Below are 15,018 nucleotides of genomic sequence, written 5' to 3'. Positions count from 1 at the left end.
AGCGCGGTCGTAGCCAGGCATTTGTGCAACACGTGCCGGTCGCCAGCAGAGTCAGCCGTTGCGGCTGCACGCGGCATCAGCGGACAAGCCTCGGCATGCCCCGCAATGGCGCCAGTGAGGAAGGTCGGAGTGAGTACTCACTAAAATGTGAGCAAGGAAGCAGGGAAATTCGCGCAAAAAGAATGAGAATAATTGAACATGCTCGACAATCCAATAGTAGCGGTGCCGGGGAAATATATTATATAGACCTTTAGCCCATATTTATTTTCACCTGTAAGCCGATAATCAGCAAATCGAGTCCGGCATTAAAACGGTCATCAATTTCCGCATCAAAAATGGCATCCATAGAAGCGAGCACATGCGGATAACGATCGGCCGCCATGGTAGCGAAATCGGCACGCCGGTTCGATAAGGCATTCATGGCAGCACTTCCCGGTCCCGCGCCTTGCGCTTCCATGACAAAGCCGAGCACATAATATAACAGCGTAAATGCGCTCCAGCTGGCCAGTTTCTCCGATGCCCCGGCAGCGCGCATGGGGCCAATTAACGCTTCCGCTACACGAAACACGTTTTCCGAAATGACATAGGTGCCACCAAAGACGCGCACGCCATCGCGGCGCGCCGACAGCGCCGCGCGCATTTGCGCCGCCACCTGGCGCAGCCGCGCTTCCCAGCCCGCATTCTCATCGATGTTCCTGGCAACGTCGTCGATCAGCACGTCAGCCATGCCATCGAGCAAAGCCTGCTTGTTCGCAAAATGCCAGTACAGCGAAGCGGCCTTGATGCCCAAGGCATCGGCCAGACGACGCATGGTCAAGCCTTCGATGCCCACGTCGTCCAGCAACTCGAGTGCCCTGGCCACCACGGCTTCGCGTTGAATTTTCATTGTCCTGTCATTTCTCTTGAAAGTCTAACGTCGTTAGTTTACCATTTTGCGCAGACTAACAACGTTAGATTGAGAACAGCATGAACAACAGTGATACCGAAGTCATCATCGTGGGAGCGGGCCCCGTCGGCCTGACCCTGGCCTGTGAACTGCGCCTGGCGGGCATCCGCGTGGCCATCCTCGAGCGACGGCAGGAACGCAGCGTGCATTCGCGCGCGCTGACCATCCATGGCCGCACCCTGGAAATGCTGGGTTTGCGGGGCCTGGACCAGCGCTTTGTCGCGCTGGGCACGGCCGTCTCCAGCGGCCACTATGCAGGCCTCGATACCCGGCTCGACTTTTCCGGCTTCGACACGCCCCATCCCTACACCTTGTTCCTGCCGCAAAACACGACGGAATGCTTGCTGGAAGAGCAATTGCTGGACGACGGCGTGGCGATTGCGCGCGGCGCACTCGTGGAACAGACGCAGCAGGATGACGATGGCGTCACGGTAGCCGGCACGCGCGACGGCGCGCCGTTCTGCCTGCGCGCCCGTTACCTGGTCGGCGCCGATGGCGGCCGCAGCCTGGTGCGCCAGCAGGCGGGCATCGCCTTCGACGGCGTGGCGGCCACTTGCAGCATGCTCATGGGAGATGTACGGCTGCGCCATCCGCCCGCGTCACCCATGCTGTCGCTGACGAATGCGGCTGGCAGCCTGATGATCGTGCCGCTGGGGCAAGGCCGTCACCGCGTCATCGCCATGAATGCGCGCCGCCCCCACGCTGCGGCAGCGGAAGTGGCCACCCTGGAGGAATTGGCGCAGGCCTGCACGCTCATCGCGGAACACGATTTCGGCCTGCATGACGCCAGCTGGCTGTCGCGCTTCAGCGATGAAACACGGCTGGCCCGGCGCTACCGCCAGGGCCGTGTCTTCCTGGCCGGCGATGCCGCCCACATCCACATGCCGGCCGGCGGCCAGGGCATGAACGTCGGCATGCAGGACGCAATGAACCTGGGCTGGAAGCTGGCCGGCGTGCTCAACGGTTACGCGCCGGACAGCCTGCTCGACAGCTACCATGCGGAGCGCCATCCCGTTGGCGTGTCCTTGCAGCACAATACCCTCGCGCAAACGGCCATGCTGACGCGTTTTGACGCGCGCACCCTGGCCCTGCGCGCCACCATCAGTGACATGCTGACGCAACCGGAAGTGAACCGCGCGCTGGCCAGCGAACTGTCCGGCTTCGGCGTGCGCTATCGCGCCCCGCTAAGCGCCGGTACCGGCAGCACAGACTGGACGGGCCGGCGCGTGCCCGACTGGCTGCTGCGCCTGGCCGACGGCACGGCCGTGGGCATCCATGAACTGCTGCACGCGGGAAAATGGCTACACCTGGCCGTCGGCGGCGCCGCCCCCTCGGCACAGCCGTATCGTTTTGATGCCGCCTGGTTGACCTCGCTGACCATCAAACCCGGCTGCCCGCAACTGGCCGGCATCAAAAGCTTGCTGATCCGACCCGACGGTTACGCGGATCACGCGGTCTGATTGACTGATCTCAAGACGAAAAAAAACGGCACCCGAAGGTGCCGTTTCTGTCAGCGGGAAGCTTACGCTTCGTCGCCGTGGTGTTGCTGGGTCTCGATATCCTGCAGCGCTTCGGCAGCTTCGCCAGCCATCGAGGCTTTCTCGGCCAGCAGCAGGGCTTGACGCTCTTCCACTTCCCACGCTTCTTTCTCTTTGCGTGCGCGGTGGAAGGCCAGGCCCGTACCGCCAGGAATCAGGCGGCCGACGATGACGTTCTCTTTCAGGCCGCGCAGACCATCGCGCTTGCCCATGATCGCCGCTTCGGTCAGCACGCGGGTGGTTTCCTGGAACGATGCGGCCGAGATGAACGAATCGGTCGACAGCGATGCCTTGGTAATACCCAGCAAGACGTTCTCGTAAGTCGCAGGAATCTTGTTCTCCGACGTTACGCGATCGTTCTCGTCCAGCAGTTCCGAACGCTCTACCTGCTCGCCAACGATGTAGTTGGTGTCGCCGGCATTGACGATCTGCACGCGGCGCAGCATCTGACGCACGATCACTTCGATGTGCTTGTCATTGATCTTCACGCCTTGCAGACGATACACGTCCTGCACTTCATCAACGATGTAGCGGGCCAGCGCTTCGATACCCAGCAGGCGCAGGATGTCTTGCGGATCGGCCGGGCCGTCCACGATCATCTCGCCCTTGTTCACGACTTGGCCGTCATGCACCAGCACTTGTTTGTCCTTGGTGATCAGGAACTCATGCTTGTTGCCGTCCATGTCCGTGATTTCCAGACGTTGCTTGCCCTTGGTTTCCTTACCGAACGCAACCGTACCCGTGACTTCCGCCAGCATACCGGCATCTTTCGGCGAGCGCGCCTCGAACAGTTCCGCAACGCGCGGCAGACCACCGGTAATATCGCGTGTTTTTTGCGATTCGGTCGGGATACGTGCCAGCACTTCACCCACCGATACCTGTTGACCGTCCTTGACCATGATCAGCGCGCCGACCTGGAAGCCGATCGCCACCGAGTGTTCGGTGCCGGCGATCTTGACTTCTTCGTTCGCGTCGTTGATCAGCTTGACTTGCGGACGCAGGGTCTTGGTCAGCGAACCGCGACGTTTCGCATCGATCGCCACCAGGGTGGACAGACCGGTCACTTCGTCGACCTGACGGGCCACGGTGACGCCTTCTTCGACGTTCTCGAAACGCACTTGACCGGCGTATTCGGTAATGATCGGACGGGTCAGCGGATCCCACGTCGCCAGGGCCGTACCGGCCTTGATGACCATGCCGTCCTTGACGATCAGGGTCGCGCCGTACGGCACTTTATGACGTTCACGCTCACGGCCATGGTCGTCGGTGATCAGCACTTCGCCGGAACGGGAAATGACGATTTGCGCGCCCTTGCCGTTCGTCACGTAACGCATGGTTGCCGTGAAGCGGATGGTACCGTTCGACTTGGCTTCCACCGACGATGCCACTGCCGCACGCGATGCCGCACCACCGATGTGGAAGGTACGCATGGTCAGCTGGGTACCAGGCTCACCAATCGACTGCGCTGCCACCACACCGACAGCTTCGCCGGCGTTGACCAGCATGCCGCGGCCCAGGTCGCGGCCGTAGCACTTGGCGCACAGGCCGAAGCGCGTGTCGCAAGTCAGCGGCGTACGGACCTTGACTTCATCGATGGACAGACGCTCGATCTCTTCGACCATGTCTTCGTCCATCAGGGTACCGGCGTCATACAGGGTTTCCTGGGTTTCAGGATTGACGACGTCATGCACCACCACGCGGCCGAGGATACGGTCGCGCAACGGTTCGATGACTTCACCACCTTCAACCAGGGCCTTCATGACGGTACCGTTCATGGTGCCGCAATCGTCCTCGATCACCACCAGATCTTGCGTCACGTCGACCAGACGACGCGTCAGGTAACCGGAGTTCGCCGTTTTCAGCGCCGTATCGGCCAGACCTTTACGCGCACCGTGGGTCGAAATGAAGTACTGCAACACGTTCAGGCCTTCGCGGAAGTTCGCGGTAATCGGCGTTTCGATAATCGAACCATCCGGTTTCGCCATCAGACCACGCATACCGGCCAACTGGCGAATCTGGGCTGCGGAACCGCGCGCGCCGGAGTCGGCCATCATGTAAATGGCGTTGAACGATTCTTGCGTCGACTTGGTGCCGTCGCGGCGGATCACGTCTTCAACTTTGAGCTGGTCCATCATGGCCTTGCCGACTTCATCGGAGGTCTTGCCCCAGATATCGACTACCTTGTTGTAACGCTCGCCGGCGGTCACGAGACCCGAGGCGTATTGCTGTTCGATCTGCTTGACTTCCGACTCGGCCGTCGCGATCAGGGTAACTTTTTGAGGCGGTACCAGCATGTCGTCGACGCAGATCGAGATACCGGCGCGTGTCGCCAGGCGGAAACCCGATTGCATCAGTTTGTCTGCGAACACCACGGTGGCGCGCAGGCCGCACTTGCGGAACGACGTGTTGATCAGCTTGGAAATTTCTTTCTTTTTCAGCGCGCGATTCAATACGGAGAACGGCAGGCCTTTCGGCAGAATTTCCGACAGGATCGCACGGCCGATCGTCGTTTCGTAGCGGGTAACCGTTTTCTCGAATTCGCCCGTTTCGGCGTTTTTCGGGTATTCGGTAATACGCACGGTGACGCGAGTCGTCAGTTCGACTTCCTTGTTGTCGTAGGCGCGGATCACTTCCGACACGTCAGGGAACATCATCCCCTCGTTCTTCGCATTGATCGCTTCGCGGGTCGCGTAGTACAGACCCAGCACGATATCCTGCGACGGCACGATCGACGGTTCGCCGTTCGATGGGAACAGGATGTTGTTCGATGCCAGCATCAAGGTACGTGCTTCCATCTGCGCTTCGATCGACAGAGGAACGTGGACCGCCATTTGGTCACCGTCAAAGTCGGCGTTGAATGCGGCGCAGACGAGCGGATGCAGCTGGATGGCCTTGCCTTCAATCAGGACTGGCTCGAAAGCCTGGATACCCAGGCGGTGCAAGGTTGGTGCACGGTTCAACATGATCGGATGTTCGCGAATCACGTCTTCCAGGATGTCCCACACGACCGGTTCCTGGATCTCGACCAGCTTTTTCGCGGCCTTGATCGTGGTAGCCAGACCCATCAGTTCCAGTTTATTGAAAATGAATGGCTTGAACAGTTCCAGCGCCATCAGTTTCGGCAAGCCGCACTGATGCAGTTTCAATTGCGGGCCCACGACGATGACCGAACGACCGGAGTAATCGACGCGTTTGCCCAGCAAGTTTTGACGGAAACGGCCGCCCTTGCCCTTGATCATCTCTGCCAGCGATTTCAGCGGACGCTTGTTGGCGCCGGTCATCGCTTTGCCGCGACGGCCGTTGTCCAGCAGCGAATCGACCGCTTCTTGCAGCATGCGCTTTTCGTTGCGCGTGATGATCTCTGGAGCGCGCAGCTCCATCAGGCGTTTCAGACGGTTGTTACGGTTGATGACGCGGCGATACAGATCGTTCAGATCCGAAGTCGCGAAACGGCCGCCGTCCAGCGGTACCAGCGGACGCAGTTCCGGCGGCAGCACTGGCAGCACTTCCATGATCATCCAGTCAGGCTTGATGCCCGAACGTTGGAACGCTTCCAGCACTTTCAGGCGCTTCGCGTATTTCTTGATCTTGGCTTCGGATTTCGATTCCTTCAGTTCCACGCGCAGGGTTTCGGCATCGCGGTGGATGTCGATCGAGCGCAGCAGTTCACGGATACCTTCGGCACCCATGAAGGCGGTGAAGTCGTCGCCGTACTCTTCGTACTTGGCGGCGTAGTCGTCTTCCGACATGATCTGGCACTTCTTCAGCGGGGTCATGCCTGGGTCGGTCACGACGTATGCTTCAAAGTACAGCACGCGCTCGATGTCCCGCAGGGTCATGTCCAGGACCATGCCCAGACGCGACGGCAGCGACTTCAGGAACCAGATGTGCGCGGTTGGCGAAGCCAGCTCAATGTGGCCCATGCGCTCGCGGCGCACCTTGGCCAGCGTGACTTCGACGCCGCACTTTTCACAGATCACGCCACGGTGTTTCAGGCGCTTGTACTTGCCGCACAGGCACTCGTAGTCCTTGATCGGGCCAAAGATCTTGGCGCAGAACAGGCCATCGCGCTCAGGCTTGAAGGTACGGTAGTTGATGGTTTCCGGCTTTTTGACTTCGCCGTAGGACCACGAACGAATTTTCTCAGGCGAAGCGAGACCGATCTTGATTGCATCGAAGGTCTCGTTGGTCTGTACTTGCTTGAATAGATCGAGCAGTGCTTTCATGTATCACTCCAGAGGTGATTAAATTTCTATATTCCTGAGACTACATTGCCCGGCATGGTTTCCCAGCCGGGCTTTGTGTTTCCCAAACCAAATGACGCTTATTGGGTCAATAAGCCTGTCGTTTAGTTGCGTTCGAGGTCGATATCGATACCGAGCGAACGGATTTCCTTGACCAGCACGTTGAACGATTCCGGCATGCCGGCGTCGATCACGTGGTCGCCCTTGACGAGGTTTTCGTACACTTTGGTACGGCCATTCACGTCATCGGACTTGACGGTCAACATCTCTTGCAAGACATACGACGCGCCATACGCTTCCAGTGCCCAGACTTCCATCTCACCGAAACGCTGACCACCGAACTGGGCTTTACCACCCAGCGGTTGCTGCGTCACCAGCGAGTAAGGACCGGTCGAACGCGCATGCATCTTGTCATCAACCAAGTGATGCAGTTTCAGCATGTGCATGACGCCGACAGTGACCTTGCGCTCGAATGCCTCACCGGTGCGACCGTCATACATGGTCACCTGGTTTTTCGATGCGGTCATGCCCAGGTTCTTGGCGATGTCGTCCGGATACGCCAGGTCCAGCATGCGGCGGATCTCTTCTTCATTCGCGCCGTCGAACACTGGCGTGGCGAACGGAACACCTTTTTTCAGGTTTTCCGCCAGCTTCATGATCTCTTCGTCGTCGAAGTTGTCCAGCTCTTCCGCACGGCCGTTGTCGTTGTAGATCGTCGTCAGGTACTTGCGCACTTGCTCGACCTTGGTTTGCGCCTTCAGCATTTCGCCGATGCGGATACCCAGACCCTTGGCAGCCCAGCCCAAGTGCGTCTCGAGAATCTGACCAACGTTCATCCGCGAAGGAACGCCCAGCGGGTTCAGCACAACGTCGGCTGGCGTGCCGTCGGCCATGTATGGCATGTCTTCCACAGGAACAATACGGGAAACCACACCCTTGTTACCGTGGCGACCTGCCATCTTGTCGCCCGACTGCAGGCGGCGTTTCACGGCCAGGTACACCTTGACCATTTTTTGCACGCCTGGTTGCAGCTCATCGCCTTGCGTCAGTTTCTTGCGCTTCTCTTCGAAAGCCAGGTCGAACTGGTGACGCTTCTCGTTGATCGATTCCTTGATCGCTTCCAGCGCTACCGCGGCATCGTCGTCCGCAGGACGGATGTCGAACCAGTGGTATTTGTCCAGATCGGCCAGGTATTCCTTGGTGATCTTGGCGCCTTTGGCCAGCTTTTTCGGGCCGCCGTTGACGACTTTGCCGATCAGCATTTTTTCCAGACGCTGGAAGGCATCGCCTTCCACGATACGCATCTGGTCATTCAGATCCAGACGGAAACGTTTCAGTTCGTCATCGATAATTTGCTGGGCACGCTTGTCGCGCACGATGCCTTCACGGGTGAAGACTTGCACGTCGATCACGGTACCGATCATGCCCGAAGGCACGCGCAGCGACGTATCTTTCACGTCCGAGGCTTTTTCGCCGAAGATCGCGCGCAGCAGCTTCTCTTCCGGGGTCAGCTGGGTTTCGCCCTTCGGCGTCACTTTACCGACCAGGGTGTCGCCCGCTTGCACTTCCGCGCCGATGTAGACGATACCGGACTCATCCAGACGAGCCAGCTGGTTTTCAGCCAGGTTCGAGATGTCGCGCGTAATTTCTTCCGCGCCCAGTTTCGTGTCACGGGCCACCACCGACAACTCTTCGATATGAATCGAGGTGTAGCGGTCGTCCTTGACGACGTTTTCCGAGATCAGGATCGAATCTTCGAAGTTCAGACCATTCCATGGCATGAAGGCCACGGTCATGTTCTGGCCCAGCGCCAATTCACCCAGGTCGGTCGATGCGCCGTCGGCGATCACGTCGCGCTTGGCAACACGGTCGCCCACTTGCACGATAGGACGCTGGTTGATGTTGGTGTTCTGGTTCGAACGGGTATACTTGATCAGGTTGTAGATGTCGACGCCCACTTCACCAGCTTGCGCTTCGTCATCGTTGACGCGAATCACGACACGGCCCGCATCGATGTAATCGACGATACCGCCACGCAGCGCTTGCACGGTGGTGCCCGAGTCGACCGCAACAGTGCGTTCGATACCGGTACCGACCAGCGCCTTTTCCGGACGCAAGCAAGGCACAGCCTGGCGTTGCATGTTGGCGCCCATCAATGCACGGTTCGCATCATCGTGTTCGAGGAACGGAATCAGCGAGGCAGCGACGGAAACGATCTGGCCCGGCGCCACGTCCATGTACTGGATGCGCTCCGGGGAGACCAGAATGGTTTCGCCGGCTTCACGGGCCGAGACCAGTTCATCGGACAGCATGCCTTCGTCGTTGATGGTCGCATTCGCCTGAGCGATGATGTAGCGGCCTTCTTCGATGGCGGACAGGTAGTCGATCTGATCGGTAATCTTGGAACCTTCGACCTTGCGGTACGGGGTTTCCAGGAAGCCGTATTCATTCAGGCGGGCATACAGAGCCAGCGAGTTGATCAGACCAATGTTCGGACCTTCCGGTGTCTCGATCGGGCAGACGCGGCCGTAATGGGTCGGATGCACGTCGCGCACTTCAAAGCCGGCGCGTTCGCGTGTCAGACCGCCGGGTCCCAGAGCCGATACGCGGCGCTTGTGGGTAATTTCCGACAGAGGATTGGTTTGGTCCATGAACTGCGACAGCTGGGACGAACCGAAGAACTCGCGAATCGCGGCCGAAATCGGCTTCGAGTTGATCAGGTCGTGCGGCATCAGGTTGTCCGCTTCGGCTTGGCCGAGGCGTTCCTTGACGGCGCGCTCAACACGCACCAGGCCGGCGCGGAATTGATTCTCGGCCAGTTCGCCCACGCAACGTACGCGGCGGTTACCCAGGTGATCGATATCGTCGACTTCGCCGCGGCCATTGCGCAATTCCACCAGGATCTTGATCACGGCCAGCACGTCTTCGTTCGACAGGGTCATGGCGCCAGTCAGTTCATCGCGGCCAATGCGGCGGTTGAACTTCATGCGGCCCACGGCTGACAGGTCGTAGCGGTCCGAGTTGTAGAACAGGCCATTGAACAGCGCTTCAACGGAGTCTTCCGTTGGCGGTTCGCCTGGACGCATCATGCGGTAGATCGCCACTTTCGCAGCCATCTGGTCGGCGGTGTCGTCGATACGCAGGGTTTGCGAAATGTAGGCGCCTTGATCCAGGTCGTTGGTGTACAGGGTCTGGATTTCGGAGATGTTGGCATCGCGCAAGCGACCCAGCAGGTCTTCCGTCAGCTCATCGTTCGCGGAAGCGACGACTTCGCCGGTGTCGCCATCGACGATGTTCTTCGCCAGTACGCGGCCCAGCAGGTAGTCTTCCGGTACGGAAATGTGCTTGATGCCGGCAGCTTCGATATCACGCACGTGCTTGGCATTGATACGCTTGTCTTTCAAGACCAGGGTCTTGCCCGACTTGTCGACGATGTCGAAACGCGCCACTTCACCGCGCAGACGCTCGGCAACGAATTCCATCTCCGCGCCTTCGGAGCGCAGGTTGAAATTGTCGAAGACAAAGAAATTGGCCAGGATTTGCTCATGCGACATGCCGATTGCTTTGAGCAAAATCGTCACGGGCATCTTGCGGCGGCGGTCGACGCGGAAGAACAGGATGTCTTTCGGGTCGAACTCGAAGTCCAGCCACGAACCGCGGTAAGGAATGATACGCGCGGAGAACAGCAGTTTACCGGACGAGTGGGTCTTGCCGCGGTCATGCTCGAAGAACACGCCTGGCGAACGGTGCAGCTGGGAAACGATAACCCGCTCCGTGCCGTTGATCACGAACGAACCGGTGGTCGTCATGAGCGGCAATTCGCCCATGTAGACTTCCTGTTCCTTCATCTCTTTGACGACGGGCTTGGTTGGCGATTCCTTGTCCAGGATCACCAGGCGCACTTTCGCGCGCAGCGGCGACGCGAACGTCAGGCCACGTTGTTGACATTCTTTGACGTCAAAGGCAGGATCGCCCAGAACGTACGACAAGAATTCGAGACGCGCAAAACCATTGTGCGACACGATAGGGAAAATCGAAGTGAAAGCCGACTGCAGGCCATCATTCTTGCGGCCGGACGGTGCTATGTCCTCTTGCAAGAAGCTATGATAAGACTCGAGCTGGGTCGCCAGCAGGAACGGAACGTGGTGAACGTTGGCGCGCTTCGCGAATGATTTGCGAATGCGTTTCTTCTCAGTAAATGAGTAGTGCATGGACACTCCGTGAGTGACAGAAAGGATAGAAAATTCAGGTTTTGCAAGTGTTCGTTTGCACCGCTGCGTGTGACACAGACGAAACCTCAAGGCTCTGCTTTCCGGCTTGAATCGAATAAAAACTGCTGCTACAACTACATGACAAATACGATGCAGACGACAAAGGAGCCAAAGTCGGATTTCCCCCCTTGCGAGGGGAAACCTCAGACTTTGACTCGGGCGCTAACTGCCGCCGGTACAGATATTACTTCATCGAAGCGGTTGCGCCGGCTTCAACCAGTTTCTTCACTGCAGCTTCAGCGTCAGCTTTCGACACTGCTTCTTTCACAGTTTTTGGTGCGCCATCGACCAGGTCTTTAGCTTCTTTCAAGCCCAGGCCGGTGATTTCGCGAACTGCTTTAATGACGCCAACTTTGTTTGCGCCGAAGGTGTCCAGCACAACGTTGAACTCGGTTTGCTCTTCAGCTGCTGCGCCGCCTGCTGCTGCGCCGCCGGCTGCAGGAGCAGCCATAGCTGCTGCCGACACGCCGAATTTTTCTTCGAATGCTTTAACCAGGTCGTTCAGGTCCATTACGGACATGGCGCTAACTGCTTCCAGGATATCGTCTTTGCTAATTGCCATTTTGAAACTCCTAAATTTATTACGTTAGTTACATCAGATTGGTACTGAGAGAAAAAAGTGCGCGCAATTAAGCGGCTGCTGGGGCTTCTTCTGCTGCTGCTTCTGCAGGAGCGGCGCCTTCGCCTTTTTTCGCTGCCAGGGCAGCCAGACCACGTGCAAAGCCCGAAACCGGAGCCAGCATAACGCCCAACAACTGCGAAATGAGAACTTCACGGCTAGGAATGCTCGCCAACGCGGTGACAGCAGCTGTATCCAGCGGCTTGCCTGCGTAGTTACCTGCTTTGATGACCAGTTTGTCATTGGTTTTAGCGAAGTCAGCGATGACTTTAGCTGCTGCAACGGCATCGGCCGAGATCGAGTAGATCAACGGGCCGGTCATGGCATCTGCCAGGCTGGCGAATGCGGTACCTTCAACGGAGCGACGAGCCAGAGTGTTTTTCAACACACGCAGGTACACGCCTTGGGCACGCGCTTTAGCACGCAGTTGCGTCAAGTGACCAACCTGGATGCCACGATATTCGGCCACGACGATCGTTTGCGCATTTGCTACTTGTGCGGAAACTTCGGCGACGACGGCCTTTTTGTCATTCAGATTGAGACTCACGGTCAACCTCCTTAAATGATGTTCGGCAATCACAACCGAGTGGTTGAGCGCCTTGCATCGGTTCGAACACGGCGTCCGAAGTCAAGAAGTACTAAACTGAGCGGATGGATTCACGCAGCATGAGGACTACAAAACTTGTTCGGGTACACCATCTGCGTTGGGCACTTGCCGTTGCCGGCAAGCCTATTAACCTTCTGCATGTGCCATCGCAGTCGGCCCAACGGTCTTTGATTGTCTGCCTGCCCGGTGCGAACACCGCGCAGACAGCCCAAAGATGCGCCTACAGCGCCCGAAGGCGCTACAGGACTTGATTCTGTTACTTAAGCTGCCAGGCTAGCCTGGTCAACACGGACGCCAGCGCCCATGGTCGACGACAGCGAAACTTTGCGCAGGTACACGCCTTTGCTCGATGCTGGCTTGGCTTTGTTCAGTGCGTCGATCAGTGCGACCAGATTCGACTTCAGATCTGCGTCAGCGAACGATTTACGACCGATGGTAGCGTGGATGATACCGGACTTGTCGGTACGGTACTGAACTTGACCGGCTTTCGCGTTTTTCACGGCGGTAGCGACGTCAGGAGTAACAGTGCCGACTTTCGGGTTAGGCATCATGCCGCGTGGGCCCAGGATCTGACCCAGGGTACCAACGATACGCATGGTATCTGGCGAAGCGATAACGATGTCGAAAGGCATGTCGCCGGCTTTGATCTGCTCAGCCAGGTCTTCCATACCAACGATGTCGGCGCCGGCTGCCTTGGCAGCTTCCGCTTTTTCGCCCGACGCGAATACTGCCACGCGTACGGTTTTGCCGGTGCCAGCTGGCAACACGACGGAGCCGCGCACCACTTGGTCGGATTTCTTAGGATCAACGCCCAGTTGTACCGATACGTCGATCGACTCATTGAACTTGGCCGTTGCGCACTCTTTGATCAGAGCGACAGCGTTGTCGAAAGCGTACACTTTGGTACGGTCGACTTTGGCTTTCAAAGCCTTGATACGTTTGGATAACTTAGCCATTATACAACACCTTCCACCGTGATACCAATCGAACGAGCGGAACCAGCGATGGTGCGTACAGCAGCATCCATGTCGGCAGCGGTCAGATCAGGGGTTTTCAATTTAGCGATTTCTTCAGCTTGTGCGCGGGTCAGCGTACCGACTTTGTCGGTATGTGGCTTCGGCGAACCTTTGGTGATCGCAGCAGCTTTTTTGATCAGGTAGGTTGCTGGAGGCGTCTTCATCACGAACGTGAAGGACTTGTCAGCAAACGCGGTGATCACGACTGGAATCGGCATGCCTGGCTCCAGACCTTGGGTCTGTGCATTGAACGCCTTGCAGAATTCCATGATGTTCAGGCCACGTTGACCCAGAGCTGGACCGATTGGTGGGGATGGGTTTGCTTTACCAGCTGGCACTTGCAGCTTGATAAAACCAATGATTTTCTTTGCCATGATGGCTCCTATCTTGGATTGAGTAGTAGCGCCCCGCCGATCCTACCCTGGCGGGGCTCCTCTGACCGGATTTCGCTGAGACTGCTGCGGCGCTCCTGGTGGCGCTGATACAACTTAAACTTTTTCGACCTGGCCGAATTCGAGTTCCACCGGAGTAGCGCGGCCGAAGATGGTGACCGAAACGCGCACTTTGGATTTCTCGTAGTTGACTTCTTCGACGTTGCCGTTGAAGTCGGTGAACGGACCATCCTTGATGCGCACTTGCTCGCCCACTTCGTACAAGGTCTTCGGACGGGGCTTTTCAACGCCTTCCTGCATCTGGCGCATGATGGCATCGATTTCGCGCGCGGAAATCGGCGTCGGCTTGTTCGATTTGCCACCAATAAAACCGGTAACCTTGCTGGTATTCTTGACCAAGTGCCAGCTCTCATCGGTCATTTCCATTTCGACCAGCACATAGCCAGGATAGAAACGACGCTCGGTGACCGACTTCACACCATTCTTGACTTCGACCACTTCTTCGATCGGCACCAGGATCTGGCCGAACTGGTCTTGCATGCCCGCGCGCTCGATGCGCTCGGTCAGTGCGCGCATGACGCTTTTTTCCATGCCGGAATAAGCATGCACGACATACCAGCGCTTGCTGCTCACTGGCACGCTCAGCGCTGCACCAGTATCCGCTACCGGAGCGTCGCCCGGAACGGATTCGTCCGCCGCTTCATCATGCACATTTTCGCTCATTATTTTTTCCAACCCAGAATTACGTCATACAACAAAAACTCGAGCAATTTATCCGTACCCCACAGGAAAATCGCCATGACCAGCACAAAGGCAAACACGATCGCAGTAATCTGCGTGGCTTCTTTGCGGGTTGGCCAAACGACTTTCTTGGTTTCGCGCACAGCTTCTTTGGCGAAATTGAGAAATTCACGGCCGGTCGTCGAGACATACAAGAGCGCAACAGCAATAACCAAACCAGCCACAAGCGCGCTTGCACGCACCAGAGCTGGTTGGCCTGCCAGGTAATAAAACCCGACTACTCCTGCAATCGCAGCCACTATTGCCAGCGCGACTTTTATCTTGTCACTCGACGTGCTAACGGTTTGCACGGATTGATTTGACATTTTTCTACTTTCGGTGCCCTGCACCTTGACGGTGGCAGGGACGGAGGGCATCGAACCCCCAACCTTCGGTTTTGGAGACCGACGCTCTGCCAATTGAGCTACGTCCCTACGTAAAACTTTCGAGGAGTGCTATTCTACCACCCAGGACGCCCCGGGTGGAAGCATAACATTTCCTTATGCGAGGATTTTTGCAACCACGCCGGCGCCGACGGTACGGCCGCCTTCACGGATAGCGAAGCGCAGACCTTCTTCCATCGCGATCGGGTTGATCAGCTTGAC

Annotated in this window: 11 protein-coding genes and 1 tRNA gene; 1 reads left to right on the top strand and 11 read right to left on the bottom strand. The window is 57.7% G+C overall.

Features of this window, described 5'->3' with window-relative positions; translation table 11 throughout:
* Positions 1-250: 250 nt before the first annotated feature.
* Complete coding sequence (locus AC07VI_RS27490; RefSeq protein WP_086146736.1) at positions 251-886, bottom strand: TetR/AcrR family transcriptional regulator C-terminal domain-containing protein; 636 nt, start codon at positions 884-886, stop codon at positions 251-253.
* Positions 887-966: 80 nt separating this feature from the next.
* Here AC07VI_RS27490 and AC07VI_RS27485 point away from each other — a divergent pair, with 80 nt between their 5' ends.
* Entirely contained in the window at positions 967-2,406 is a 1,440-nt protein-coding gene (locus AC07VI_RS27485; RefSeq protein WP_086146737.1) for an FAD-dependent monooxygenase, read from the top strand.
* 62 nt (positions 2,407-2,468) lie between these two features.
* Here AC07VI_RS27485 and rpoC read toward each other — a convergent pair whose 3' ends face one another.
* The 10 genes from rpoC to AC07VI_RS27435 form a co-directional block, all read right to left on the bottom strand.
* Entirely contained in the window at positions 2,469-6,710 is a 4,242-nt protein-coding gene (rpoC, locus tag AC07VI_RS27480; protein WP_086146738.1) for a DNA-directed RNA polymerase subunit beta', read from the bottom strand.
* A 122-nt stretch (positions 6,711-6,832) separates the two neighbouring features.
* Positions 6,833-10,939: a DNA-directed RNA polymerase subunit beta gene (rpoB, locus tag AC07VI_RS27475; RefSeq protein ID WP_086146739.1), complete on the bottom strand. Its 4,107-nt coding sequence runs from the start codon at positions 10,937-10,939 to the stop codon at positions 6,833-6,835.
* Between the two features lie 244 nt (positions 10,940-11,183).
* Positions 11,184-11,561, bottom strand: a complete 378-nt coding sequence (gene rplL / locus AC07VI_RS27470; RefSeq protein WP_086140055.1) for a 50S ribosomal protein L7/L12 — start codon at positions 11,559-11,561, stop codon at positions 11,184-11,186.
* Between the two features lie 67 nt (positions 11,562-11,628).
* A complete protein-coding gene (rplJ, locus tag AC07VI_RS27465; RefSeq protein ID WP_086140065.1) occupies positions 11,629-12,165 on the bottom strand; it encodes a 50S ribosomal protein L10 in 537 nt (178 codons plus the stop codon).
* A 320-nt stretch (positions 12,166-12,485) separates the two neighbouring features.
* Entirely contained in the window at positions 12,486-13,181 is a 696-nt protein-coding gene (gene rplA / locus AC07VI_RS27460; protein ID WP_034753134.1) for a 50S ribosomal protein L1, read from the bottom strand.
* On the bottom strand, positions 13,181-13,615 hold the full coding sequence (gene rplK / locus AC07VI_RS27455) for a 50S ribosomal protein L11 (protein ID WP_034753131.1): 435 nt from the start codon (positions 13,613-13,615) through the stop codon (positions 13,181-13,183). The genes rplA and rplK overlap by 1 nt, the downstream gene beginning before the upstream one ends.
* A 114-nt stretch (positions 13,616-13,729) precedes the next feature.
* Positions 13,730-14,356: a transcription termination/antitermination protein NusG gene (gene nusG, locus AC07VI_RS27450; protein ID WP_076565135.1), complete on the bottom strand. Its 627-nt coding sequence runs from the start codon at positions 14,354-14,356 to the stop codon at positions 13,730-13,732.
* Positions 14,356-14,739, bottom strand: coding sequence for a preprotein translocase subunit SecE (gene secE, locus AC07VI_RS27445; protein ID WP_010394308.1), 384 nt, complete (start codon positions 14,737-14,739; stop codon positions 14,356-14,358). Before secE ends, nusG begins: the two co-directional genes overlap by 1 nt.
* A 32-nt stretch (positions 14,740-14,771) precedes the next feature.
* Positions 14,772-14,847: transfer RNA gene (locus AC07VI_RS27440), tRNA-Trp, on the bottom strand.
* Positions 14,848-14,913: 66 nt separating this feature from the next.
* On the bottom strand, positions 14,914-15,018 hold a 105-nt coding region (locus AC07VI_RS27435; RefSeq protein ID WP_462805295.1), incomplete at its 5' end, for an EF-Tu C-terminal domain-related protein.

The sequence above is a fragment of the Janthinobacterium sp. GW821-FHT03A03 genome, assembly GCF_059421435.1.
The sequence above is the reverse complement of the archived record's forward strand: the minus strand, read 5'-3'. Positions and strand labels throughout refer to the sequence as shown.

What these genes read in the sequence shown, in the direction of transcription:
- rplA (WP_034753134.1), bottom strand. Translation starts at nt 13,181, where the DNA reads ATGGCTAAGTTATCCAAACGTATCAAGGCTTTGAAAGCCAAAGTCGAC.
- rplL (WP_086140055.1), bottom strand. Translation starts at nt 11,561, where the DNA reads ATGGCAATTAGCAAAGACGATATCCTGGAAGCAGTTAGCGCCATGTCC.
- AC07VI_RS27485 (WP_086146737.1), top strand. Translation starts at nt 967, where the DNA reads ATGAACAACAGTGATACCGAAGTCATCATCGTGGGAGCGGGCCCCGTC.
- nusG (WP_076565135.1), bottom strand. Translation starts at nt 14,356, where the DNA reads ATGAGCGAAAATGTGCATGATGAAGCGGCGGACGAATCCGTTCCGGGC.
- secE (WP_010394308.1), bottom strand. Translation starts at nt 14,739, where the DNA reads ATGTCAAATCAATCCGTGCAAACCGTTAGCACGTCGAGTGACAAGATA.
- rpoB (WP_086146739.1), bottom strand. Translation starts at nt 10,939, where the DNA reads ATGCACTACTCATTTACTGAGAAGAAACGCATTCGCAAATCATTCGCG.
- AC07VI_RS27490 (WP_086146736.1), bottom strand. Translation starts at nt 886, where the DNA reads ATGAAAATTCAACGCGAAGCCGTGGTGGCCAGGGCACTCGAGTTGCTG.
- rplK (WP_034753131.1), bottom strand. Translation starts at nt 13,615, where the DNA reads ATGGCAAAGAAAATCATTGGTTTTATCAAGCTGCAAGTGCCAGCTGGT.
- rpoC (WP_086146738.1), bottom strand. Translation starts at nt 6,710, where the DNA reads ATGAAAGCACTGCTCGATCTATTCAAGCAAGTACAGACCAACGAGACC.